Source organism: Amycolatopsis sp. NBC_00355, assembly GCF_036104975.1.
Taxonomy (GTDB): Bacteria; Actinomycetota; Actinomycetes; order Mycobacteriales; family Pseudonocardiaceae; genus Amycolatopsis.
Map to the genome: position 1 here is coordinate 8,194,922 of NZ_CP107982.1, position 23,348 is coordinate 8,218,269.

General features: G+C 72.6%; 23 protein-coding genes. 12 read left to right on the forward strand and 11 right to left on the reverse strand.

Going from position 1 to position 23,348, the window contains the following annotated elements; translation table 11 throughout:
- Position 1 precedes the first annotated feature (1 nt).
- The 3 genes from OHS18_RS37770 to OHS18_RS37780 all read right to left on the reverse strand — a co-directional run bounded on the left by OHS18_RS37770 (position 2) and on the right by OHS18_RS37780 (position 3,739).
- Positions 2–1,174 carry a Glu/Leu/Phe/Val dehydrogenase dimerization domain-containing protein gene (locus OHS18_RS37770; protein ID WP_328613996.1) on the reverse strand — a complete coding sequence of 391 codons (1,173 nt, stop codon included), beginning with the start codon at positions 1,172–1,174 and terminating at the stop codon, positions 2–4.
- A gap of 20 nt (positions 1,175–1,194) precedes the next feature.
- Complete coding sequence (locus OHS18_RS37775) at positions 1,195–1,782, reverse strand: TetR/AcrR family transcriptional regulator (RefSeq protein WP_328444361.1); 588 nt, start codon at positions 1,780–1,782, stop codon at positions 1,195–1,197.
- A gap of 259 nt (positions 1,783–2,041) precedes the next feature.
- Positions 2,042–3,739, reverse strand: a complete 1,698-nt coding sequence (locus OHS18_RS37780) for a TIGR03086 family metal-binding protein (protein ID WP_328613997.1) — start codon at positions 3,737–3,739, stop codon at positions 2,042–2,044.
- A gap of 99 nt (positions 3,740–3,838) precedes the next feature.
- On the opposite strand from OHS18_RS37780, the gene OHS18_RS37785 reads away from it, so the two are divergent.
- Both OHS18_RS37785 and OHS18_RS37790 read left to right on the forward strand, forming a co-directional pair.
- Positions 3,839–4,468 (forward strand): TetR/AcrR family transcriptional regulator, encoded by a 630-nt coding sequence (locus OHS18_RS37785; protein ID WP_328613998.1) that lies wholly within the window; start codon positions 3,839–3,841, stop codon positions 4,466–4,468.
- Between the two features lie 150 nt (positions 4,469–4,618).
- A complete protein-coding gene (locus OHS18_RS37790) occupies positions 4,619–5,446 on the forward strand; it encodes a hypothetical protein (protein ID WP_328444356.1) in 828 nt (275 codons plus the stop codon).
- A 61-nt stretch (positions 5,447–5,507) separates the two neighbouring features.
- On the opposite strand, the gene OHS18_RS37795 is transcribed toward OHS18_RS37790, so the two are convergent.
- Positions 5,508–6,254, reverse strand: coding sequence for a trypsin-like serine peptidase (locus tag OHS18_RS37795; protein ID WP_328444354.1), 747 nt, complete (start codon positions 6,252–6,254; stop codon positions 5,508–5,510).
- Positions 6,255–6,345: 91 nt separating this feature from the next.
- On the opposite strand from OHS18_RS37795, the gene dmpI reads away from it, so the two are divergent.
- Positions 6,346–6,624, forward strand: a complete 279-nt coding sequence (gene dmpI, locus OHS18_RS37800) for a 4-oxalocrotonate tautomerase DmpI (protein WP_328613999.1) — start codon at positions 6,346–6,348, stop codon at positions 6,622–6,624.
- Between the two features lie 90 nt (positions 6,625–6,714).
- On the opposite strand, the gene OHS18_RS37805 is transcribed toward dmpI, so the two are convergent.
- A complete protein-coding gene (locus tag OHS18_RS37805; RefSeq protein ID WP_328614000.1) occupies positions 6,715–9,438 on the reverse strand; it encodes an ATP-binding protein in 2,724 nt (907 codons plus the stop codon).
- Positions 9,439–9,557: 119 nt separating this feature from the next.
- Here OHS18_RS37805 and OHS18_RS37810 point away from each other — a divergent pair, with 119 nt between their 5' ends.
- Positions 9,558–10,103 (forward strand): hypothetical protein, encoded by a 546-nt coding sequence (locus OHS18_RS37810; RefSeq protein WP_328444350.1) that lies wholly within the window; start codon positions 9,558–9,560, stop codon positions 10,101–10,103.
- Positions 10,100–10,603 carry a YceI family protein gene (locus OHS18_RS37815; protein WP_328614001.1) on the forward strand — a complete coding sequence of 168 codons (504 nt, stop codon included), beginning with the start codon at positions 10,100–10,102 and terminating at the stop codon, positions 10,601–10,603. The genes OHS18_RS37810 and OHS18_RS37815 overlap by 4 nt, the downstream gene beginning before the upstream one ends.
- Here the strand turns inward: OHS18_RS37815 and OHS18_RS37820 are convergent.
- Positions 10,596–11,216, reverse strand: a complete 621-nt coding sequence (locus OHS18_RS37820; RefSeq protein ID WP_328618650.1) for a rhomboid family intramembrane serine protease — start codon at positions 11,214–11,216, stop codon at positions 10,596–10,598. The genes OHS18_RS37815 and OHS18_RS37820 overlap by 8 nt on opposite strands.
- Positions 11,217–11,356: 140 nt before the next feature.
- A complete protein-coding gene (locus tag OHS18_RS37825; protein WP_442875439.1) occupies positions 11,357–12,418 on the reverse strand; it encodes a methyltransferase in 1,062 nt (353 codons plus the stop codon).
- A 262-nt stretch (positions 12,419–12,680) separates the two neighbouring features.
- Between OHS18_RS37825 and OHS18_RS37830 the strand changes: the two genes are divergently transcribed.
- From OHS18_RS37830 to OHS18_RS37840, 3 genes are read left to right on the forward strand one after another with little or no spacing between them, the layout of a single operon-like run.
- Positions 12,681–13,808: a hypothetical protein gene (locus OHS18_RS37830; protein WP_328444344.1), complete on the forward strand. Its 1,128-nt coding sequence runs from the start codon at positions 12,681–12,683 to the stop codon at positions 13,806–13,808.
- Positions 13,805–14,722, forward strand: coding sequence for an ABC transporter ATP-binding protein (locus OHS18_RS37835; RefSeq protein WP_328444342.1), 918 nt, complete (start codon positions 13,805–13,807; stop codon positions 14,720–14,722). Before OHS18_RS37830 ends, OHS18_RS37835 begins: the two co-directional genes overlap by 4 nt.
- On the forward strand, positions 14,719–15,561 hold the full coding sequence (locus OHS18_RS37840) for an ABC transporter permease (RefSeq protein WP_328614003.1): 843 nt from the start codon (positions 14,719–14,721) through the stop codon (positions 15,559–15,561). The genes OHS18_RS37835 and OHS18_RS37840 overlap by 4 nt, the downstream gene beginning before the upstream one ends.
- Here the strand turns inward: OHS18_RS37840 and OHS18_RS37845 are convergent.
- A complete protein-coding gene (locus tag OHS18_RS37845) occupies positions 15,551–16,357 on the reverse strand; it encodes a PGAP1-like alpha/beta domain-containing protein (RefSeq protein WP_328444338.1) in 807 nt (268 codons plus the stop codon). The genes OHS18_RS37840 and OHS18_RS37845 overlap by 11 nt on opposite strands.
- 101 nt (positions 16,358–16,458) lie before the next feature.
- Between OHS18_RS37845 and OHS18_RS37850 the strand changes: the two genes are divergently transcribed.
- The 3 genes from OHS18_RS37850 (at position 16,459) to OHS18_RS37860 (ending at position 19,515) form a co-directional block, all read left to right on the forward strand.
- Positions 16,459–16,794, forward strand: coding sequence for a VOC family protein (locus OHS18_RS37850; protein WP_328614004.1), 336 nt, complete (start codon positions 16,459–16,461; stop codon positions 16,792–16,794).
- 38 nt (positions 16,795–16,832) lie between these two features.
- Entirely contained in the window at positions 16,833–19,187 is a 2,355-nt protein-coding gene (locus tag OHS18_RS37855; protein ID WP_328614005.1) for an excinuclease ABC subunit UvrA, read from the forward strand.
- Positions 19,188–19,326: 139 nt separating this feature from the next.
- Positions 19,327–19,515: a hypothetical protein gene (locus tag OHS18_RS37860; protein WP_328614006.1), complete on the forward strand. Its 189-nt coding sequence runs from the start codon at positions 19,327–19,329 to the stop codon at positions 19,513–19,515.
- Here the strand turns inward: OHS18_RS37860 and OHS18_RS37865 are convergent.
- Both OHS18_RS37865 and OHS18_RS37870 read right to left on the reverse strand, forming a co-directional pair.
- Positions 19,508–20,704: a glycoside hydrolase family 64 protein gene (locus OHS18_RS37865; RefSeq protein WP_328614007.1), complete on the reverse strand. Its 1,197-nt coding sequence runs from the start codon at positions 20,702–20,704 to the stop codon at positions 19,508–19,510. The genes OHS18_RS37860 and OHS18_RS37865 overlap by 8 nt on opposite strands.
- A gap of 39 nt (positions 20,705–20,743) precedes the next feature.
- Complete coding sequence (locus tag OHS18_RS37870) at positions 20,744–21,640, reverse strand: EamA family transporter (protein ID WP_328614008.1); 897 nt, start codon at positions 21,638–21,640, stop codon at positions 20,744–20,746.
- Positions 21,641–21,736: 96 nt separating this feature from the next.
- On the opposite strand from OHS18_RS37870, the gene OHS18_RS37875 reads away from it, so the two are divergent.
- Positions 21,737–22,234, forward strand: a complete 498-nt coding sequence (locus OHS18_RS37875; RefSeq protein WP_328444327.1) for a MarR family winged helix-turn-helix transcriptional regulator — start codon at positions 21,737–21,739, stop codon at positions 22,232–22,234.
- A 30-nt stretch (positions 22,235–22,264) separates the two neighbouring features.
- Here the strand turns inward: OHS18_RS37875 and OHS18_RS37880 are convergent, their stop codons facing one another.
- Positions 22,265–23,215, reverse strand: coding sequence for an MBL fold metallo-hydrolase (locus OHS18_RS37880; protein ID WP_328614009.1), 951 nt, complete (start codon positions 23,213–23,215; stop codon positions 22,265–22,267).
- Positions 23,216–23,348 lie beyond the last annotated feature (133 nt).

Consider the following 23,348-nt stretch of genomic DNA (forward strand, 5'->3'; position numbering starts at 1 on the left):
GTCATCCGAACCTTGCCTGGATGGCTTCGAGGTTCGTCTCCGACAGCCGGAGGGCGGCGGTACGAAGGCTGAGGCCGTCGCGTGTCGCCTGGTCGACCATGTTCGTCACCAGTTCGCGCATGCGGGTGCGGACCTGGGTGAAGGCCTCGTCGGCGTCCGCGCCGATGTCTCCGAAGAGTGTCCACCACCACCAGGAGTTGGTCGCCGAGTTGGCCACGAAGTCCGGCACGACCCGGATGCCGCGGGCGCCGAGCAGGTCCTCCGCGTCCGCCGTCACCGGCATGTTCGCCGCCTCGACGACGAGCTTCGCGCCGATCCGGGCCTGGTTGCCGGCGTCGACGCAGTAGGAGACGGCCGCGGGCACGAGCACCTCGGCCGGGACGTCCAGCCACGCTTCCGGCGGCAGCAGTGCGTCGCCGGCCTTCAGGTGGTCGCGGTTGATGCCGCCGAGGCGATCCCGGTGCCGGAGCAGGTTCTCGACGTCCAAGCCGCTCGGGTTGGTGACGACGCCGTGGACGTCCGAGACGCCGACGACGTCGAGCCCCGCTTCGGCGAGGAACCGCGCGGTGGCGCCGCCCATCGAGCCGAAGCCCTGCACCACCACCCGGTTCGGGCCGCCGCCGAGACCCAGTCTGTCGAGGCCCGTCAGCGTGGCCTGGGCGACGCCGAGGCCGCCGACCAGCTCGTCGAGGCCCAGCCCGCCGACCTCGATCTTGAACGCGGCCGCGAGCCGTCCGGTCGCCGCGTCGCGGTCTTCGAGCAACGGGTGGATCGCCTGGATCGAACTCCGCAGGCCGATGTCCGCGATGACACCGTCGATGACGTCCTGGCGCAGGCCGAGGTCCTCGCCCAGGGTCCAGTACCGCTCGATCAGCGGCCGCATCGCGCGCAGGTAGCGGGTGACGACGTCGCGGGCGTTCTCGTCGTACGGGTCGGAGTCGATGCCGCCCTTGGCCCCGCCGAGCGGGATGTAGCGGCCGGCCGGGTCGTAGTTCAGGCCTTCCTTGAGCGTCATGCCCCGGGCCAGGCCGCGGACCTCGGAGAGCGTGCAGCCGCGGCGCATCCGCAGCCCGCCGCTGGCGACGCCGCGCACGAGCCGGTCGATCACCAGGTAACCGCGGCACCCGGTGACCGGGTCGGTCCACGTCACCTCGAGGAATCCGGCTTCGGTCATCGCCCCTCCTGATTGACGAGTCAGTTACGGCCCAGCTCGTACGTCATGGCCTGCTCGACCCACCTCGCGCAGTCCGCGGTGGTGACGGTGCCTTCGCGCGCCACGACCTGCATGGCCAGACCGTCGAGCAGCGCGGTCAGCCGCCACGCGGCGCCCTGCGGATCCGGGCACCGGAACTCGCCGGCCCCGACACCTTCGGCGATCAGCATGACGACGGCGTCCCGCCACCGCAGGTCCAGCCGCTGCAGGACGGCGCGCAGCTCGGTGTCGCGCATCGCCGCGGCGCCTGCCTCGATCCACAGTTTCCAGCCGTGGGCAGGCTCGGTGGGGCCGTAGAGCGCCAAGACGGCCCGCAGCCGCGCGCCGACCGGGCCGCCGCGGTCGAGTTCGCCCCGCAGGACCGCGAGGTTGTTCTCGGCGGCCTGCCGGAAGGCCTCGATGATGAGGGTTTCGAGGGTGCCGAAATGGTAGAAGATCAAGGCCGTGCTGACGTCCAGGGCCTGAGCGACGTCGGCCGCCCGCACCCCGGCGATGCCCCGCGCCCGGACCTGGTCGAGCGCGGCGAGGACGATCTCTTCCCGCCGCACCGACACCGACTTCCGCGCCATGCGGCTCACCGTACCCTCTGCTGACTGGCCAGTCAGTATCGCGGCTCGTGGCCGTCGTCCGCCGGTTCGATCACCACGGGCTTCCCGGGGGTGGACCGGACGAGCTGCTCCCTCGTCCGGGCTTTCCGGCCGGTGTGTGTCCCGCCGCCGAAGTAGTACCAGACGACGCCGTCGAGCGAAACGCTGTTCCTTGCGGGGCAACGGATGTGCTGTCCACAGCTGGGGAGGATCCGGCCTCGCCGTGGCGGGGTGAGGGGGCTCACGCCGTCCAGTGCGGGTCGCGGCCCAGGTACCGGAGCAACGTCGAGACAGCGTCGTCCTCGGCCAGGGCGGGGAGCGCCGGGGCGTAGGCGAACCCGCGCAAGGGCTCGGCCAGTTCCTTCGCCACCGGCAGCAAGGCTTCCGCCAGTTCGTTGGTCAGCAAGGACTTCCGGCCGGTCGCCGTCGCGATGTCCCAGGCGTGGACGGCCGCGTCCAGGGCGGCCGCGCCGACGGCCACCGGGGCCGGCAGCGCGCCCTGGGGGAGTGGCGTCGGGACCGCGACGGTGTCGGGGGTGATCGTCGCGAACGCGGCTTCGGCCGCCGCCAGGGTGGGTTCCAGGAAGTCGCCTGCCGGGACGGTGAGGGTGCCCGACGGGGCGAACGGGTTGAAGTCCGGGCCCGGCTCGCCGGTGATGGACGCCGCGTAGCCCAGCTGGTCGCCCGCCGCGTGCTGGAGGACCTGGGTGACGGTCCACTCCGCGCACGGGGTCGGGGCCGACCAGTCCTCGACGCCTTCGATCGCCGCGCGCAACGCCGCGTGGGCCTGGTCCAGGACGGGCCAGGGGCGGGAAAGCCCGGCGAAGAACCGGCGGATGTCGGCGACCAGGACCTCCGGCGCTTCGTGTGCCGCGTAGTGGCCGGCGGCGTCGCGCGGGCCGCCGCTTCCGGTGGTGACGTCGTAGCTGTGCCAGCTGACGATGTTCGCGTGGTCGCGCTCGGCGAAGCGGCGGATCGACTGGAAGTCGCCCTTGAACATCGCCAGGCCGGTCGGGACCGTGGTCGGCTCCGAGGGGTGCGTCGTCGCCTGCGCGTCCTCGTAGTAGAAGCGGATCGACGAGCCGCCGGTGCCCGTCAGCCAGTACAGCGCGACGTTCGCCAGGACGAAGTCGGCGTCCAGGTTTTCGCCGAACAGCTGCGCGTTCCACGCCAGCAGGCCCAGCGGCGAGTCGGCGAGCGCGAACGCCAGCGTGTGCGGCTGCTGGCTGTGCAGCGTGTTGAACGAGAACATGTTCTCGTAGAACCACTGCAGGTGCGCCAGCGCCGCCTGGTCGGCCGCGCTCAGGTCCGCCATCTCCGCCGGGTCGCCGGACGGGAACGAGTACAGCTGCGTGACGTGCACGCCGACGACCTTCCCCGGCGCGAGCCGGCCGATCTCCGGCGAGATCATCGAGCCCGCGTCGTTGCCCGCCGCGCCGTACGACTCGTAGCCCAGCCTCTCCATCAGCTCGGCCCACGCCGCCGCGGTGCGGTGGGTGCCCCAGCCCGCCGCCTTCGTCGGGCCCGAGAAACCGAAGCCCGGCAGTGACGGGATCACGAGGTGGAACGCCGGTGCCGCGGGCGACGCCGGCTCGGTCAGCGGGCCGATGACGTCGAGGTACTCGGCGACCGACCCCGGCCAGCCGTGCGTCAGCACCAGCGGGGTGGCGTCCGGGCGGGACGACCGGACGTGCAGGAAGTGGATCGTCTCGCCGTCGATCTCCGTCACGAACTGCGGGTACGCGTTGAGCCGCGCCTCGAAGGCCCGCCAGTCGAACTTCTCCAGCCAGTACCCGGCCAGGGCGCGGACCCGTTCGTTCGTGACGCCGTACCCGGCGGGCAGGTCGTCCGGCCAGAGCGCGCGCCGGAGCCGCCCGTGCAGGTCGTCCAGCGCGGACTGCGGGACCTCGGCGCGGAAGGGGCGGAGGGCGTTCGTCATGTGCTGCTCCTCGGAACTCGGCGGATCTGAATGGAACGGAATGCTTCGTTCCGTACGATAGCAGAGCGGAACGATCCGTTCCAGTGCTAATCTCGGGGCATGCCCGAGCCAGCCCTGCCCGGCCGCCGCGGCCAGGCCGCCCGCAACGACGTCGTGATCCTCGACGCCGCCCGTGACGTCTTCCTCCTGGACCCGAAGGCCCCGATCTCGGCCGTCGCCGAGCGCGCGGGCGTCGGCATCAGCGCCCTCTACCGCCGGTACCCGAGCAAGGAGTTCCTGCTCTGCCGGCTCTGCCACGACGGCCTGCGCCGGTTCATCTCCGAAGCCGAGGTCTCGGTGGAAGAACCGGACGCCTGGCGGGCCCTCACCGGCTTCCTCCGCCGGGTGGTCGACGCCGACGTGCACTCGCTGACCACGCACCTCGCGGGCACGTTCACGCCGACCCCGGAGATGGGCCTCGACGCCCAGCGGGCGAACGAGCTCGCGGCCGGGCTCGTCGCCCGCGCGCACGAGAGCGGGCGGCTGCGCCGCGACGCCGTCACCGAAGACGTCGGCATGATCCTCGAGTGCTGCGCGGCGATCCGTGTCGACGACCCGGCGCGCACCAGCGAGCTGCGGCAGCGGTACCTCGCGTTGCTCGTCGAAGGGCTGGAGTCGGGCGGCGGCCCGGACCTGCCGGGCCCGCCGCCGCGCCCGGGTGAGATGAACGGCCGCTGGCGTCACTCCTGACGGCGGTGCGGGGGCGCCGCCGGATGGAGGTAACGAATTCCGGGGATGCGACGACTGAACAGCAGCATCTGTCAGAGCGGCATTCCTCGACTGAACGGCGAGAACACCACTATGCGAAGAAGCTGGCGACGGACAACGATTCTGTCTTCGGTGGCCGCACTGGCCACCGCGTTCATCGCGATGGCGCCCGCCGCGGACGCGGCCCCGCCCTCCAGTTCTGTCGAAGTCAGTCCCACAACGGTACTGCCGGGACAGACATTCACCGTTTCGGAAACCATTTACAACGACCGCGATTTCACGGTCACCTTCGCGAAGGCGGCCATTTACGGCTCGCCGACCGCCATCACCGACATCGCGGACCTCGTGTCCTGCACCGGCGTGACGGACCTGGGCTGCTTCCAGGCCGGCAGCAGCTACCGCGCGCCGTTCGGCGACCTCGAGGCCGGCGGTACCCGGACCGCGGTGTTCACGTTGCGCGCCAAGGAAACGCTCACGCCGGGCCAGTTCACGCTGCAGCACCAGTTCGTCGGTGACAACTACGCCTTCGACACCCTCGACGGCCCGGTCGTCACCATCGGCGAGGCGTCGAGCCTCGCCGACGTCAAGGTCGCGCTGGCCGCGACCGGCCACGGCGGCCTGAACGCGCGCATCGACTACACGCTGACCGTGACGAACACCGGCCCGTCGGCCGCGTCCGGGATCCGGGTCGTCGCAACGTATCCGTCGGGTCTTTCGTACGCGAGCTCGACCGGTTGCGCCCACGTGGGCACCACCCGGACGCTGAACTGCGACGTCGCCTCGCTGGCCTCCGGCGCGTCCACGACCGCGAAGTTCTCGGTCAACGGCGGGCTGCTGGCCCTCGGCTCCTACACCACTTCGGTGCAGAAGACCACGAGCACGCCGACCGATCCCACCAGTGCCAACGACAGCGCGTCGAAGACGTGCTCGGCGCTCACCGGGCTCATCGTGACCTGCTGAAGGTTCACGTGAGAAGGGCCGGGCCCGTGTCCTCCGCCAGGGACGCGGGCCCGGTTCGCGTTCAGCCGCCGGCCGACGTGTACAGCTTCCGGATGTCGTCGTCGAAATAGGCGCTGTAGGAGACGTCCGGGGTGTCCCCGCCGAGCTGGTAACCGCCGATCACGCCGACGACCACGCCGTTCGTCACCCACGGCCCGCCGCTGGTCCCGTCGGGAAAACCGGGGCACGCGATCCGTTGCTGATAGGTGTCGGAACGGGTCGTCGCGCCGGTGCAGACGACCGGGGAATCGGTCGTGTCGGGGTAGCCCGTCAGAGTGATTTCGTGGTCGAATCCCTGGTCGATTCCCAGGGTGTTCGCGCCGGTCAGGCTTTCCAGGGAAGCGGTGTTCCCGGCCTGCTGAACGGTCAGGAAAGCGAAGTCGAGATCCGGGTCGGCGGAAGACGTCCAGCCGTCCGCGACGGCCGCGCTCGTCACGGTCCACATCCCGAGCGGCGCGACGCCGTCGTGGTAACCGGGCGCGAAGGCCATCCCGTCCTTGACGCAGTGCGCGGCGGTCAGCACGAGATCACCGGCGCCGGAGTGCACGACGCTCGCGCTGCAGAAGTGGCTCCCGCCGGCGAACAGCGCGCCGACCGGCGAGGTGGCCGCGGCGCCGGTCGGCGCGGGCGCGGCGGCCGGGGCCGTGGTGACCGGGGCGTTCGCCGCGTAGGCGTCGTCGGCCGTGCTGCCGGCGCCGACGGCCAGGCCGGCCCCGAGGACCAGCAACGACACCACCACGACGACCACGGGCCGGAGGACTCTGTGCACCACTGATCCAGGTCACCACAGCGGTGCCGGATCGGCATCCCGCGGAGGCGGATCCACAGCGACCGCACAGCGTCGGGACTCAACGGGATTCGTGATCGCTGCGGTAGCGGACCGGATCTTCGCCGCGGGCCGCCGGTCGGCTGGACTCGGTGCCGGAACATCCGACAGCCGAACGAGGAGCGCAGACATGCCCATCGTGACCGTCCAGCAGGGACCGCGCAGCGTCGAACTCAAGCGGGACCTGGTCCGGCGCGTGACGGACGCCGTCGTCGACGCGTACCGGATCCCCGCCGAGACCGTGCAGGTCTGGATCCAGGAGGTACCCGCCGACAGCTGGGGTGCCGCGGGGACCCTCGTCGCCGACCAGTGACGAGCCCGGACGGCGCCTGCTCCCGGGCGCCGTCCGGCACACCCCGCCACCATGCCGGCAACGCTCAGGTCGCCGGCGCCGTGTCCGGCTTCAGCGGGGTGTGAGCCCGCGACGGTGGACCCACGCGGCGATCTCGGTCCGGTTCGCCAGCCCGAGTTTGGCCAGGACGCTGCGGACGTGGCTTTCCACCGTGCGCTCGGAGAGCACCAGCCGGTGCGCGATCTGCCGGTTGCTCAGCGCGTCCGCGACCAGCGCGGCGATCTCGCGCTCGCGGCCGGTCAGCGGGTCGGCGGCGAGCCGGACCCGCTCCAGCAACGCCGTGGCGTCCCGCAGCCAGCCGGGCATGCCGAGCCGGCGGGCCTCTTCGGCGGCCTGCCCGGCCAGGGTCTCCGCGCGCCGCAGGTCACCGCACTCGACCAGTACCGCCGCCAGCCGGACGCGGTTGTGCACGACGTACGGGCGGGCGCCCAGGCGGGTGTCCCACGCGATCGACTCCTCGAAGAGCCGGGCGGCCTCGTCGTGGCGCTCCAGAAGTGCGGCGAGGCGGGCGGACCAGCTGCTGGAGCAGTCGCCGCAGAACGTGCCCGCGCCGCCCGAGGCGAACGGCGGTTCGCCGTCGAACCGGTCGGCCAGCCACTCCGCCGTTTCGAGGTCGCGGAACTCCTCCACCAACGGCACCAGGTTGACGCCGACGCCGGGCGCCCGGCTGACGAAGTCGGGGTCGCGCAGCAGGGGGCGCAGGGCGTCGTACCCGGCCTGGGCCTCGTCTCGCCGGCCGAGGACGAGGGCCGACAGCGGCCGCGAAATGAGCGTGATCGGCAACGGCGGCGCGATCGCCAGCAGCTCCTCGTAGCCTTCCGGCAGCTCACCCGGGTCGCCGACCATGAGGGCCAGCTGCAGCGCGAACGCGTAGGTCAGGCCGACCGTGGACCGGTCTTCGGCGAGCTCACCCCAGGCGAGCTCCGACGCCAGCCGGTTCAGCTCGCGGGACCGGGCGAACGCGCCGCGGTAGGCCGAGAGGGAGGCCTGCAGCCGCAGGCAGTGCCAGCGGACCAGGGGGAGCCGGGTCGTCGTCGCGAGTGCGGCGATCCCGGCCAGCTCGGCGTCGACCACGGGCATCGTGCCCACCTCGAACGCCGCGTCCACCCGCCACTTGTGCCCCCACAACGCCACCAGCGGCCGCCCGGTGCCACCGAGGGAGACGGCGAGGGCACCCAGCCGCAGCCGTTCGGTCAGGGGCAGGTCCGTCGGGCGGACCTTCAGCCGGGCGCGGACCGCGTCGATCCGCGCCTCCTCGTCGCCGGCCCGCTCGGCGAGGGCCAGCGCCTCGTCCGCGGTCTTGACCGCTTCGCCGCCGCGCCCGCGGTCGGCCGCGATCGACGCCGACTGCGCCAGCAGCTTCGCCCGGACCACCGGGTCCGCGTCGGGACCGGCCGCGGCCAGCGCCGCCGCGGTCAGCTCGGCCATCCCGGCCAGCAGGTCCGGGGCGGCGACGTCCCGGACGACCAGCGCCGCGGCGACGACCAGGTCCGGCGCCAGCCCGGCCGCCTCCTTCGCGTGCTCGAAGCTCTGCGCGAACCGCCCCGCCCGGTACTCCGCCGTCGCGAGCTCGACGAGCAGGGCCGCGAGCCCGTCGTGGGCCCCGGCCCGACGTCGTGAGCCGACGGCCAGCGCCAGGAACCGGGCCGCTTCGGTGAAGGCGAACGACCGGGTCGCGTCCCGGGCCGCGACCTCGGCCCAGCGCGCCGCGCGGGCGAGCGCGTCCGGGGTCGGCGCGGACCGCAGCCAGTGCCCGGCCACCACCCCGGCGAGCGCCGGTTCGTGCTCCAGGGCGGCCGCCGTCCGGGCGTGCAGGTCCTCGCGGACGCCCTGGTCGAGGTCCGCGTAGATGCCGTCGCGCACGACGGCGTGGGCGAAGCGGCGGGTCCCGGCGACGCCGGGCACCAGCACCCCGGCGCGCGCCGCCCGGTCGAGCGCCGTGACGACGTCGTCGACCGGCTGTCCGGCCACCGCGGCGACGACGTGCGCGTCGACGTCCTCACCGAGCACCGACGCGATCGCCAGCAGCTCCCGGGCGCCGGGATCGAGTGCGGCGACGGCGGTGCGGACGAGGTGGCTCAGCTCGGCCCGCCCGCTGCCGGCGGCCGACGACCGCGCGACCGCCTTGAGGTAGAGCGGGTTCCCGCCCGAGCGCCGCAGCGCGTCCCCGACGTCGACGCCCGGCCGGCCGATCTCGGCGAGGTACGCGCGGACGTCGGGTTCGGTGAGCGGATCCAGGCGCAGGCTCTCGGCCCCCGGGCGGCCGAGCAGATCGGCCTCGAAGAAGGCGTCGCGGTAGGTCGCGACGACGGCGAGCCGGGACCGGCGGATCTCGCCCGCGAGGTGCCGCAGCAGCCGCAGCGACGCCTCGTCGGCCCAGTGCAGGTCCTCCAGGACCACCACGAGCCCGGCCGGTTCGGCCGCCGCGACCAGCGCGTCGGCGGCCAGCGCCACGAACCGGAAGCGGGCCGCGACCAGGTCGGCGCCGTCGTGACCGTCGAGGTCGGCCAGCGCCCGCGCGACCTCCGCCCCGGCGGTGGGGAGCGCCTGCAGCACCCGGCGCCACGGCCACAGGGGCGGGGCGCCGGGGTCGTCGACGCAGCGGCCCCAGACGGCGCCGGCGTCCACGACGGTCTCGACCAGCCGGGTCTTGCCGATCCCGGCCGGCCCGCCGACGAGCACCAGCGCGCCGGTGCCGCCGGCCGCCGCCGCGAGCCGCGCCCGCAGCTCCGCCACGGCACCGGACCGGCCGACGAACGGTTCGCTGCGCGTCACCCGAGCAGTATCCCCTGCGTGCCCGGTTTCAGTGCCGTGCTCCGTACTGGCACTGATGTCCGGTCGCCGGTTCCGGCCGAGAGTCGTCCTCACACGATGACCAGCGGAAAGGAACCGCCATGTACGCCACCGTCCACCAGTTCCGAGGCCCGCTCGGGGAGCTGCTCCCGGGCTCGCTCGGCACCTGCGCGTTCACCCAGGTCGGCGGCCTGAACGGCGCCGTCGTCGCCTTCTGGCCCGACGCCGCGGCCGCCGCGGCCGCCCGGCAGCCGGCCGGGACGACCTGGCTCGACACCGGCGTCTACGAGGTCGCCGACGTCCGGACCACCACCGCCGAGCCGCGGTTCGCCCAGCTCAGCTGGTTCGACGGCCCGCGCACCGCCGACCAGGCGGCCGCCGAGCGGCGGGCGAGCACCGAGCGGATCTGGCCGGCGATCCGGGACATCGAGGGCCTCGGACCGTCCTACGTCCTGACGGCGGCGGACCGCGCGACGGTCATCGTCGGCTTCGCCGCGTCGATCGAGACGATCGAGGCGACGCAGCGGGCGGTCATGAGCACCGAGCTGCTGCCCGGTGAGGACCCCGCGCTGCTGCCCGGCCCGGACCGGATCGACCTGCACCGCGTGCTGCGCGCGGACCTGCCGGAACCGGCGGCCGCGCGATGACCCGGCCCACCGCGCCCGCGTTGCGCACCGGCACCTGGACCGTCCTGAGTGGACGGACGACGGCGACCTTCGAGGTCCGCAACTTCGGGTTCAACCGCGTCCGCGGCACGATCCCGGTCACCGCGGGCACCGTCGAGGTGACCGGCGGCGAGGTGACGGCGATCGCGGCCACGCTCGACCTCGGCGCCCTCGACACGGAGAACCCGCGTCGCGACGCCGACCTGCGGAAGCCGAAGCTCCTGGACAGCGCCACCCACCCCGAGCTGGTTTTCGAGGCCGCCCGGATCTGGCGGCACGAGGGCTGGGAAGTCACCGGCGAGCTGCGGCTGCGCGGGACGTCCTGCCCGCTGACGCTCACGGTCGAGCCGCCCACCGGCGAAGGGCACGTCCGGGCGACGGGAACGCTGGACCGGGCGCCGCTCGGCGTGCGCGCGCCGCGGCCGATGATCGGCCGGTACGTGCGGATCGTCGTCGACGCCTGGCTGGCGCCGCCTAGCTGAGGTCCTTCGGGAGCAGGACGGTCGCCGGGTCGGTCGCGTCCGGTCCGGCGACGGCCTTGGGGCGGCGGTCGCGGAAGAGCCAGCCGCCGAGGATGCCGCCGACGAAGCCGAACATGTGGCCCTGCCAGCTGACCTGCTCGTCCGACGGCAGCAGCGACGAGAACTGGTAGGCGAAGCACAACGCCATCACCAGCCCGAGCACGATGTCGATCGGGTGCCGGTCGAACAGGCCGCGCACGATGATGTAGCCGAAGTAGCCGAACACCAGGCCGCTGGCGCCGGCGGTGACCGCGGTCGACGGCGAGATGAACCAGACGCCGAGGCCGCTCGCGATGATGATCAGCACGCTCACGCCGAGCCACTTCTTCACGCCGCGGTAGGCGGCGAGGAAGCCGAAGACGAACAGCGGGCCGGAGTTGGCCTCGATGTGGTCCCAGCTGAAGTGGAAGAACGGCGCGCTGAAGATCTCCGGTAGCGACGCGGGATCGCGCGCTTCGATGCCGAACTCCCGGCTCAGGCCGTTGCTGTCGAGGGAGTTGACGATCTGCAGCAGCCACATCACGGCCAGCAGGCCCACCATCACCCACAAGGCCCGCTTGGCTTCGGCGATCATGGCCTCGGCGCTGCTCTGCGGTGTGCCCTCGCTGGTCGTGCTCACTTCGTCCCCCATTCTCGGCTGCGCTGGCCGAAGAATAGCCGGGTCACGGCCCGGATCCGGCATTCCGGACCGAGCCGTGACTTCGGCTGTGGCGCTCAGGCCGGGCGCAGCCGCCACAACGACGTGACCTCCGCCGCGCGGGCCCGGTGCAGCGGGTCACCGGCGTCGGCGACGCGGGGGTGCCCGGGAGCCGTGTCCGTCCGGCCGGCGACTTCGAGGCCCGCCGCGTCGATCCGGCCGAGCAGCTCGTCGCGGGTGCGCAGGCCGAGGTGTTCGGCCAGGTCGGACAGCACGAGCCAGGCCTCCCCGGCCGGCGTCAGGTGGCGGCGCAGCCGGTCGAGGAAGCCGCGCAGCATCCGGCTGCCCGGGTCGTACACGGCGTGGTCGAGTGACGTCCGCGGCCGGCCCGGCAGCCACGGCGGGTTGCACACCACCAGCCCCGCCCGGCCGGGTGGGAACAGATCCGCGCGCACGACCTCGGTGCGCGCGGCGAACCCCAGCCGGGCCAGGTTTTCCGTCGCGCACACGACGGCGCGGGGGTCGGCGTCCGTCGCGATCACCCGCGTGACCCCGCGCCGGGCGAGCACGGCGGCGAGCACGCCGGTCCCGGTGCCGACGTCGAACGCGAGCTCCGTGGCGGGCAACGGCGTTTCCGCGACCAGCCGGACGTACTCCTGGCGCACCGGCGCGAAAACGCCGTAGTGCGGGTGGATCCGGGCGCCGAGGGCGGGCACGGCGATCCCGCTCCGGCGCCATCCGGCCGCGCCGAGGACGCCGAGCAGCTCCCGCAGCGGCACCGCGGCCGCGACGTCGAGCGGGCCGTAGACGCCGGTGCACGCCTCCCGGACGTCCGGCGCCCGGCGGAGCGGGACGACGTGCCCGGGGTCCAGGGGCACGTACAACAGCGAGAGCAGCCGCGCCCGGTGCCCGCGGTGCGCCCGGTAGGCCGCGTGGCCGCCGGACGGCGGGGGCGGGAGCCGCCGGGACACGGCGTCGAGGAGCTGCCGCGCGGCCGGATAGCCGCCGCGCCAGAGCAGCGCGTCGCCGGCGGACAGGGCGCGTAGCGCCGCGTCGGCCGAGAGCCCTTCGTCGGCGGGGACGGCAGGGACGGCAGGGACGGCAGGGACGGCGCGGTGTGAAGGCGGTGAAAAGAGCATGCGGGCGGGTTCGCCGGGCATGACGAGGTGAGACACGGATTTCCGTTCTGCTGCGGCCGCGCGCGTGGCGGTGTGCCCGCGCGCGGCGCGGGGTGAGAGGGGGTTCGGGACTGCCGGAGCAGCCGGACCTAGCTCAAGACAGCAGCATGAACGGGGGTCGTCACCGGGCGAGCCTAGTGCCGGAACCCACCGGATCCGTAAGAACTCGGCGGCTGATCTCCCCGGTCCCATGGCGTACAAAGGACGACAGAGGTGATGCCGGATGACGCCCTCGGTGGTGCGGCACGAAAAGCGGCGCCGCTGGGCGGTGGTCGCCGCGGTGACCCTTGTCCTCGTGTCGGTGCCCGCCGTCGTCGCCGCGCTGCCGTCCGCGGGGGAGTCGATCGATCCGGCCCGCCTGCGCGCCCTCGTGCTGGGGTCCGCCGGACGGCCGTACCAGGGTTACGCCGAGAGCTCCGGTTCGCTCGCCTTGCCGGAGCTGCCGAACCTCGCCGACGTCGCCGCGCTCTTCGCCGGGACGACGCGGATGCGCGCCTGGTACGCCGGGCCCGACCGCTACCGCGTCGACACCCTCGGTACCGCGGGCGAGCACGACGTCTACCGGCTGCCCGACGGTGAGTACACCTGGGACTACGGCACCAACACGCTGACCGAGCTGATCGGCGAACCCAGCGTCCGGCTGCCGCGAGCAGGCGATCTGCTGCCGCCCGAGCTCGCGCGGCGGATCCTTCAGGCCGCGAAGAACGACTCGGTGGGCACGCTGCCCGCGCGTCGCGTCGCCGGGGTCGACGCGTCCGGGCTGCGGCTGGTCCCGGCCGACCCGGACACCACGATCGGCCAGGTGGACCTGTGGGCGGACCCGGCGACCGGGCTGCCGGTGCGGGTCGAGGTGACCGCCCGCGGGCAGCAGGCACCGATCCTGAGCACCGAGTTCCAGCAGCTCGAACAGACGACGCCGGCGGTCGAGGCGCCGCGGCCGGTGCTCGGCTCCGGCTTCTCGGTCACCAGTGCCCCGGACGTCACCGACGCCCTCGGCGCGCTGGGCCAGGCGGTGCTGCCGGACACCCTCGGCGGGCGGCCGGTGGTGTCGTCGAACTTCGGCGGGATCACCGGCGCCGCGCTCTACGGCACCGGGCTGGCGGCCTTCGCCGTCATCGCCGTGCCGCGCAACGTCGGGAACGCCGCGAGCGACGCGGCCGGGAAGGCAGGCGGTGTGGAGGTCAAGCTGACGGCCGGGAGCGTGGTGCAGCTCTCGCTCACGCCGTTGTCGCTGGCGATCGTGCGGTCGGCGTTCTCCCGGCGCTCGTACCTGCTTGCCGGGACGGTGACGCCGGACGTGCTGCGCACGGTCGCGGACGAGCTGTCGCGGCTGCGCCGGAGCGGCCGATGATCGTCACCCGCGGCCTGACCAAGCGCTACGGCCGGGTGCTAGCCGTCGACGCGGTCGACCTGGACGTGCGCGAAGGCGACCGCTACGGCTTCCTCGGCCCGAACGGCTCGGGCAAGACCACGCTGGTCCGGATGCTGCTCGGGCTGGTCTACGCGACCAGCGGCGAGATCGAGGTGCTCGGGAAGCCGGTGCCGAAACGGGTCGCCGAGGTGCTCCCGGAGGTCGGCGCGCTCGTCGAGGGCCCGGCCGCCTACCCGCACCTGTCCGGCCGCCGGAACCTCGCGCTGCTCGACGCGGCCGGGCGCGGTGGCGGCCGGCGCACCCGGCGGCGTCGCATCGACGACGCCCTGGAGCAGGTCGGGCTGGGCGCGGTCGACCAGCGGCCGATCAAGGCGTACTCGCTGGGCATGCGGCAGCGGCTCGGGCTGGCCGGCGCGCTGCTGCGCAAGCCGCGGCTGCTGATCCTCGACGAGCCGACGAACGGCCTCGACCCGCAGGGCATCAAGGAGATCCGCGAACTGCTCGTCGAGCTGAACGCGGGCGGGACCACGGTGTTCCTGTCGAGTCACCTGCTGGCCGAGGTCGAGCAGCTGTGCACCCGCGTCGGCGTCGTCGACCGCGGCCGGCTGGTGCTGGAAGAGGACCTGACGTCGCTGCGCGCGCTGACCGGCCGGGTGCTCGTCGGCACGCCGGACCCGGCCGCGGCGGCCGCGGTCCTCGACGGGCAGCTCGAGTCCCGCGACGGCGAGCGCCTGGTGATCCGGCACGAAGACCCGGCGGCGCTGAACGCGATGCTCGTCGAGGCGGGCGTGCGCGTGACGTCCATCGACGCCGAGCGCCGGACGCTCGAACAGGTGGTACTCGAGTTCACCGGCCCCGGCTCGGACCGCTTCGGGGAGGTGGCGGCCGGATGATCGGCGTCGAACTCCGGAAACTCGTGCTGCGGCCGCGGATCTGGGTCAGCATCCTGCTGCTCTGCCTGCTGCCCGCGATCGTCGGGATCTTCCTGGCGACGGCCGACTTCGCGCCACCGCCCGGGCAGGGCGGGGCGTTCCTGTCGGCCGTGGTGAACGACGGCGCGCTCTACCCGGCGGCCGCGCTCGCCCTGGTCCTACCGTTGTTCCTGCCGATCGCGGTCGCCGTCGTCGCGGGGGACTCCATCGCGGGCGAGGCGTCCGGCGGCACGCTGCGCTACCTGCTGGTGCGCCCGGTCGGCCGGACGCGGCTGCTGAGCGCCAAGATGGTCGCCATCGCGGTGTACGTCACCGCGGCGATCGTGATCGTGGTGCTGACGTCGCTGGTGCTCGGCGTGATCCTGTTCGGCACCGGCGGCACCCCCGGCGTCGCGGGTCCCGGCGGGCAGCCCGCCGGGGTGACGTCGTTGTCGGGGCAGTCGCTCAGCTCGTCCGGGCTGGGCCTGCGGCTGCTCGGCGCGGTGACCTACATCGTGGTGTCGATGCTGGGGTTCGCGGCGATCACGATGTTCCTGTCGACGGTCACCGTCTCCTCGCTCGGCGCCGCGCTGGGCGGGCTGGCCGTGCTGATCACCAGCTCGGTGCTGGAAACCCTGGACGCGGCGGCGTCGGTGAAGCCGTACCTGCCGACGCACTACTGGCTGTCGTGGATCGACTTCTTCCGCGATCCCGTGCTGTGGCGCAACATCGACCACGGCCTGCTGCTGCAGGCCGGCTACATCGTGGTGTTCTTCGGCGCGGCTTGGGCGAACTTCGCGACCAAGGACGTCACGAGCTGAGGCAGTCGGTCGGTGCTTCCAGCGGTGTGGTGCCCAGCGCCTGCAACACCAGTTCCGTGACCGCCGGATCGGTGGGCAGGTCGCCGTGGCCGGCCTGGTTGCCGGGGCAGACCTGCTGCAGGGCCACGTTGACCGCGCCGTCCACCTGGGCCGAGTCCGGGGGCGTCACCGTCTCGTCGCGTTCGGTCCACAGCGACAGCCACGGCAGCGTCGACGGGATCGGGTCCTTCGCCATCTCCTGCAGCAGCGCGCTGCCCGGCGCCAGCTGGACGCACGCCGTCGGGCAGGCGCCCGGCACCAGCGCGCCGCCCGCCGCGGCCAGGCCGGTGCCGTGCATCGGGGCGCCCAGCGTCACCACCCGGCGGGCCTGGTGCTCGCCGCCCTCGCGGCCGACCCACAGGCGGGCCACGACGCCGCCCGCGGAGTAGCCGACGACGTCCACCGAAGGCGCGCCGGCCGCGTACGCGCGTTCGACGGCCGAGGAGAGGACGGCGACCTGTTCGAGCAGGTCACCGGTGCCGTCGCCGGCCAGGGTGAGCACCTCGGTGGTGCGTCCGGTGGTCTGCCGGATGTGCGCGGCCAGCTCGTTGAGCGCGCCCTGCCCGCCGCCGTAACCGGGCACGAGCAGCACCGGGCCCGGCTTGTCCTGGTCGGGTGTCCCGGCCTGCGGCGCGGCGCTGGTCCCGGACGTGACGACGACGGCCACCACGACCGCGATCACCACCACGACCGCGACGCCGCCCAGCATCAGGCGCCGTCGCGGGCTGATGCCGCGCCACCAGGCCGTGATCCGCATGCCTCCATCATGCCTTGCGGTACCGATCAGGAATCGAGAAGCGCAGGTCATCGACGCGGCCGTAGCGTGACCGGCAGCAGCGACGACAACCAGGAGTGAACATGACCATCACCGTTCTGCACCCCGTCACCGACCTGGCGAAGGCCAAGACCGTCTACGCCACCCTGCTCAGTGCCGAGCCGACGGCCGATTCGGACTACTACGTCGGGTTCGACGTCGAGGGGCAGCACATCGGGCTGGTGCCGGGCGGCGCGGCGCAGGGCATGACCGGCCCGGTGACCTACTGGCCCGTGCCGGACATCGAGGCGAAGCTCGCCGAGCTGACCGCGGCCGGTGGCACCCTCAAGGAGGCCCCGAAGGAGGTCGGCGGCGGCCGGGTGGTGGCCACCTTCACCGACCCCGACGGCAACGTGCTCGGCCTCTACCAGGACCGCTGACCGACCGGAACGACCGGACCGAAGACCATGGAGACACGATGAGCAAGGCCGCACACGAAGCCGACAGCCACGACCTGATCCGGGTGCACGGCGCGCGCGTCAACAACCTCAAGGACGTCACGGTCGAGCTGCCGAAGCGCCGGCTGACGGTGTTCACCGGGGTCTCCGGTTCGGGCAAGAGCTCGCTGGTGTTCGGCACGATCGCCGCGGAGTCGCAGCGGCTGATCAACGAGACCTACAGCGCGTTCGTGCAGGGGTTCATGCCGACGCTGGCGCGCCCCGACGTCGACGTGCTCGACGGGCTGACGACGGCGATCATCGTCGACCAGGAACGGATGGGCGCCGACCCGCGCTCCACGGTCGGCACGGCGACCGACGCCAACGCGATGCTGCGGATCCTGTTCAGCCGGCTCGGGAAGCCGTACATCGGCTCGCCCCAGGCGTTCTCCTTCAACGTCGCGTCGATCAGCGGCGCCGGTGCGGTCACCCTCGAGAAGGGCGGCCGCACCACGAAGGAGCGTCGCAGCTTCAGCGTCCTCGGCGGCATGTGCCCGCGCTGCGAGGGGCGGGGCGCGGTCAACGACGTGGACCTCACCCAGCTCTACGACGAGACGAAGTCGATCAACGAGGGCGCGATCACCATCCCCGGCTACAGCATGGAGGGCTGGCACGGCCGCATCTTCCGCGGCTGCGGCTTCTTCGACGCCGACAAGCCGATCAAGAAGTTCACCAAGCGCCAGCTCGACGACCTGCTCTACAAGGAGCCGACCAAGATCAAGGTCGAGGGCATCAACCTGACGTATTCGGGGCTGGTGCCCTCGATCCAGAAGTCCATGCTGTCCAAGGACGTCGACGCGATGCAGCCGCACATCCGCGCGTTCGTCGAGCGGGCGGTCACGTTCACCACCTGCCCGGAGTGCGACGGCACGCGGCTGAGCCCGGAGGCGCGGTCGTCGAAGATCGGGAAGGTGAACATCGCGGACGCGTGCGCGATGCAGATCAGCGACCTCGCCGGCTGGGTCCGCGGCCTGAAGGCGCCGTCGGTGGCGCCGCTGCTGGAGGCGCTGGGCCACACGCTCGACTCGTTCGTCGAGATCGGCCTCGGCTACCTCTCGCTGGATCGGCCGTCGGGCACGCTGTCGGGCGGGGAAGCCCAGCGCACCAAGATGATCCGGCACCTCGGGTCGTCGCTCACCGACGTCACCTACGTCTTCGACGAGCCGACGATCGGCCTGCACCCGCACGACATCCAGCGGATGAACGAACTGCTGCTGCAGCTGCGGAACAAGGGCAACACGGTGCTCGTCGTGGAGCACAAGCCGGAGGCGATCGCGATCGCCGACCACGTCGTCGACCTCGGGCCGAAGGCCGGTTCCGAAGGTGGCGAGGTCGTCTTCGAGGGCACCGTCGCGGGATTGCGCAAGAGCGACACGACGACCGGCCGCCACCTCGACGACCGGGCCAAGCTCAAGGACGACGTCCGGAAGCCCGGCGGCGCGCTGGAAGTCCGCGGCGCCGACACGCACAACCTGCGGGACGTCGACGTCGACATCCCGCTCGGCGTGCTCACCGTCATCACCGGCGTGGCGGGCTCCGGGAAGTCGTCGCTGATCCGCGGTTCGGTCGCGGGCGCCGAGGGTGTCGTCTCGATCGACCAGGGCGCGATCCGCGGCTCACGGCGCAGCAACCCGGCGACCTACACCGGGCTGCTCGAGCCGATCCGCAAGGCTTTCGCGAAGGAGAACGGCGTCAAGCCGGCGTTGTTCAGCGCCAACTCCGAAGGCGCCTGCCCGAACTGCAACGGCGCCGGCGTGATCTACAGCGACCTGGGCATGATGGCCGGCGTCGCGACGCCGTGCGAAGTGTGTGAGGGCAAGCGGTTCCAGGCCGAGGTGCTGGAGTACAAGTTCGGCGGCAAGGACATCAGCGAGGTCCTCTCGATGTCGGTGGCCGCGGCGGAGGAGTTCTTCAGCGGCACGCTCCCCGCGGCGCACAAGATCCTGCAGCGGCTCGCCGACGTCGGCCTCGGTTATCTCACCTTGGGCCAGCCGCTGACGACGCTGTCCGGCGGTGAGCGCCAGCGGATCAAGCTGGCCACGCACCTGGGTTCCGCGGGCGACGTCTACGTCCTCGACGAGCCGACCACCGGCCTGCACCTGGCCGACGTCGAGAACCTGCTCGGGCTGCTCGACCGGCTCGTGGACTCGGGGAAGTCGGTCATCGTGATCGAGCACCACCAGGCCGTGATGGCCCACGCGGACTGGATCGTCGACCTCGGTCCCGGCGCCGGCCACGACGGCGGCACGGTCGTGTTCGAAGGCACCCCCCGGGAACTGGTCGAGGCGCGCTCGACGCTCACCGGCGAGCACCTGGCGGCCTACGTCGGCGCTTGACGGTCTGCCGCGGCTTGTCGTGAGTGTTTAGGGCGGTTCTAACCGCCCTAAACACTCACGAGGCCGGCCGCGCTGAACCGCGGGGCGCCACCTCACGTGTTCTCCACGGGAGTGTGGAGCGAAGCGGGGTGGGTGGCTCATGCGGATCCGGACCACGATGCTCGTCGTGCCGTTGCTGGTGGTGGAGCTGGCCGCGTGCGGCCAACCGGCTGGGGTGGTGGTCAAAGTCGGTACGGCGCAGCCCGTTCCGGCGCGCACCGTACCCGGGCTGGACGTGCTCGGGCGGACACCGGTGACGCCGGAAACGGACTGCGTGCGGCTCAGTTGAACGGGTCCAGCGTCAGGTAGGCCGTCGCCGGGTTGCCGTCGTTGACCAGGGACTCGTAGTTGCCGACGTCGTCGAAGGCGAACGCGTACGCCTTGCCGTCCGCCATCTGCGCGTGGATCTTCTTCGCGTACTGGTTGGTGACGCTGTCCAAGTAGAAGCCTGCCGAGCTGGTGTCCGGCTGGTTGGCGTTCGTCAGCAGGGTCGAGCGGTTGAAGCCCGCGCAGAGCGTGCGCGAGATCTGGCCGCGGACGTCGTTCGGGGCGTCGAGGTTCTTGTAGCAGCCGAAGACGCTGTCGGAGTCGGGCTTCTGGAACGCCGTCACGAAGCCGCCGGACGTGTTCGTGAAGTTCATGACGTTGCCCGACACCCGGCCGGTGTACTTCACGCTCGGCTGGGCCGCCACCGGCGTCACCGTCAAAGCCGACGAGCTGTACTTCGTCCAGACGCGGTTGATGTAGTCCTGCAGCACGGTCGCCGGCAGCGCGCCCGCTTCGATGCCGTGGCCCGGGGCGAGCGCGCGCAGGACCGTGCCGTCCGAGCGGGTCCGGATCAGGTTGGCCCAGCCGCCGGACTGGCCGCGCAACGAGTTCAGGAAACCGTTGTAACCGCCCGCTTTCAGGTGCCCGGTGCTCTTCGTCGTGCCGCCGGCCGGCTGCACGCCGACCGCGTACGGCGCGGAGAACATGTCCACCTGGGTGCTGTTGAGCCAGAGACCGGCGTCGTTGAGCGTGTACTCCGACCAGTTGAACAGGATGTTGACGTTCGGGTCGGACGGGTTCTGCACCGCGGGCTGCACCAGGCCGCCGGTCGTGAGCTTGAAGACCAGCTTCTGCCCGTAGGAGAAGTAGATCCGGCCGGAGAACTTGGGGATCCGGATGGTGGTCGAGCCGCCGTTCGCGGGCCCGGGGATCGACGCGTCCGGCGCCGGGGTGGGCGGGTTGCCGCCGGCCGGCCAGGCGTGGAACGTGCCGTTCGCGTCGGCCCAGCCCTGCTGCCCGGTCGCCAGGTTCGTGCCCAGGTCGTAGACGTAGACCTGGTCGCCGCGGCCGGAGTTGTTGGTGATCTTCAACGGGATGGTGGCCGGGACCGCGTCGGCGGCGGGGGCGACGGCGGTCGCGAGCCCGGCGGCGACGGCCAGCGTCGCGGCCAGAGCGGAAAACCGCCGTCGGATGGGGCATCTCGTACGCACGGGGGCGCCTCCTCGTCGAGGCCGGTGATCACGAGTTGTTCAGACCACTTCAGAGTCGGTGGCGCGCGGAGACGTTGTCAAAGGCTGATAGTTATTAGCAGCCGTCCGGCCCAGCGTCCGTCGCTGAGCGGTCACGACGGCGGCGAGCACGACCGCGCCGCCGAGCAGCTGCCACCCGCCGAGGCGCTGGCCGAGCACGAGCCAACCGAGCAGGGTCGCGGCCACCGGGCTGAGCAGCCCGAGGAACGTCACGTGCGTCGGCGACAGCGCGCGGATCCCGCGGAACCACAGCGGGTACGCCAGCGCGGCGCCGATCAGCGCGAGGTAGCCGTAACCCGCGTAGTTCGCCGCGGACAGTGTCGACGGCGGCGGCCCTTCGACGGCGAGCGCGAGCGGCACGAGCGCCAGCCCGCCCGCGACGAGCTGCCAGCCGGTGGTCGCCAGCAGGGGAGCGGGTGGCGACCAGCGCTTGCTCAGCACGATGCCGGTGGCCATCACGACCGCGCCGCCGACCGCCGCGGCGACACCGAGCGCGTCGAGCCGGGCGTCCGACCGCAGCACGAGCAGGCTGACGCCGGCGACGCCCGCGACGCCGGCGAGCAGGGTGCGCCGCGTCAGCCGTTCGCCGAGCAGGCCGGTGGACAGGCCCGCGACGAGCAGCGGCTGCAGGGCGCCGAGCGTCGCGGCGACGCCGCCGGGCAGCCGGTAGGCGGCGACGAACAGCAGCGCGAAGAACGCGCCGATGTTCAGGGTGCCGAGCACCAGCGACCGCCACCACCAGCTGCCGCGCGGCAGCCGCCGGGTGAGCGCGACCAGCAGGAGCCCGGCGGGCAGGGCCCGGACGACCGCGGCGAGCAGCGGCCGGCCGGGTGGGAGCAGCTCGGTCGTGACGAGGTAGGTGGAGCCCCAGATGACCGGGGCGAGGGCGGTGGCCACCCGCAGTCGATTGCTTAGCACTAAGCTAATATAGCTCAGCGCTAAGGTAGATTGCCACTGCTCACTTACCGCTAAGACATCGGTTACGCTGGGCCGATGGCCGACCACGTGGACCGGGTGCTGGAGCAGTGGCACGCCGAGCGCCCCGACCTCGACGTCTCCCCGATGGCCGTGATCGGCCGGCTGTCCCGGCTGGGCGTGCTGGTCGACGCCGAGCTGCGGCGCACGTTCGCCCGGCACGGCCTGGACCACGCGACCTTCGACGTCCTCGCGACCCTGCGCCGCACCGGGCCGCCGTACCGGCTGACCCCGACGGAGCTGATGCGCTCGGCGATGGTCACCTCCGGCGCGATCACCCAGCGCCTCGACAAGCTGGAGGCCCGTGGCCTGGTCCGCCGCACGCCGAACGAGGCCGACGGCCGCGGCGTGCGGGTCGAGCTGACCGACGTCGGCGGCGAGCTGATCGACCGCGCGCTGCCGGACCACGTCGCGACGGAACACCGCGTCCTCGCCGCGCTCGAAGACGACGAGCGGGAGGACCTGGCGGAGATGCTCCGGAAGCTCCTCGAGAGCCTCGGTGGCGCGGATTCCTGACGCCCCGAGGCGGCCTTGGGGCGTTCGGGACTAGGAGATCCGGCGGACCGGTTCGGCGCCCAGCAGGTAGTCCAGGTCGATGCGCCCGCCCGCCGCCGCGATCACCGCGTCGACCGCGAGGTCCACGTCGAGCTTGCGGCCGTGCTGGTCGGCGTACGCGCGCATCAGGTTGCCGATGTGGCGCTCCGGGTTGCTCCACGTCGGCCAGCGCAGCGAAGCCTGGGTCGCGAGCTTCGAGAAGTCGCGGCTGCGCGCGGTCGCGTCCAGGAGCCACTCCAGGTAGACGCGCATCGCGTGCACGGCGCTGTGACCCGGGTTCGCGACCGGCCCGTGGCCGGGCACGAGCGTCCGCGGGCGGAACGTGTCCTGCAGCCAGTCGAGCGCGTCGAGCCAGCCCGGGATCGAGCCGTGCACCGCCATCGGCGTGCTGCCGATGAACACCAGGTCGCCGGTGAACAGCGTGCCCGAGCGTGGCTCGTGCACCACCAGGTCACCCGCGGTGTGCGCGGTGCCCGGTACGGCCACGACGTCGGCGACGGCGTCCCCGAGGTCGAGCCGCTTCCAGCCGACGACCGGGCGGACCGCGGCGGGTTCCGGCGGTTCCAGCACACCCCACTGGGTGCAGGTGAAGACGTTGCCGTAGGTCTGCGGCCCGGCCTTGACGACCTCGACGCTCGCGGGCGCGGCGAGCACGGTCCCGCCGTCGCGCAACGCGACCCCGACCCCGTTGTGGTGCTCACCGTGCGCGTGCGTGACGACCACGGTGAGTTGCCGCGCGCTTTCGGGCGCGTACTTGCGGACGTCGCGGACCAGTTCCAGCGTGGCCTGTTCGGTGCCGCACGTGTCGATCAGCGCGACGCCTTCACTGCCCTGGATCCAGCCACTGTTGGCGACGAACCATTCGTCCGGGCTCTTCACGTACGCCACGACCCCCGGGCGCGCGTGCCGGAGCGGGACGATGTTCGCGGTAACGGCCGGCATTGCTTTCCCTCCCTGAGCGAAGCCGTAACGGCCCGGCTTCGCAGCGTGCCGGCGTCCCGCGTGAACGGGTGGCGACCGGCGTTGCGCTTAACGACGAGGGCGCGGCCAGGTTGCGCGCTTTCTGCCGGTATTT